This is a genomic window from Pseudomonas karstica (genome assembly GCF_009707515.1).
In the GTDB taxonomy this organism is placed as follows: Bacteria; Pseudomonadota; Gammaproteobacteria; order Pseudomonadales; family Pseudomonadaceae; genus Aquipseudomonas; species Aquipseudomonas karstica.
The window spans coordinates 1-415 of record NZ_WLYI01000097.1 but is presented as its reverse complement, the minus strand read 5'-3'; the positions used below and the strand labels follow the sequence as shown (position 1 = coordinate 415).

The 415-nt window shown below is 56.9% G+C and carries 1 protein-coding gene; it reads left to right on the top strand.

The window, feature by feature from the left end; translation table 11 throughout:
* Nucleotides 1-415, top strand: a 415-nt coding sequence (locus GIR22_RS26055; protein WP_343039668.1) for an immunoglobulin-like domain-containing protein, incomplete at both ends; no start/stop codon positions are given.

Here is a 415-nt window from a genome sequence, read left to right as displayed (position 1 = left end):
TGCAACCACCACCATCAACGACACCATCGACAAAGTGGATGTGGTGCTGACGGCGACTACCACCGTGGGTGAAGGCGGCAATATCGTCTACACCGCGTCGCTGGTCGACAAGGCAGGTAACGCTGTTACCAACATCACCAAGCCGTTGACCGTCACGTTGGATAACGGCCAGACCATCACCATCGGCGTAAATCAATCGAGCGGCACCGTTTCGGTGGTGGCACCGGATGATGTGTATCAAGGCGACCAAACCGTCACTACCGCCATCACGGGAGTGACCGGTGGCGAACACTTTGAAAGCCTGGTACCAGGGACTGACAAAGTTACTACCACCGTGACGGATACTCCCGGCACCGATAACACCACCACTGTCACACTGACCGCGCCTAACGCCGTCAACGAAGGCGGCCAAATT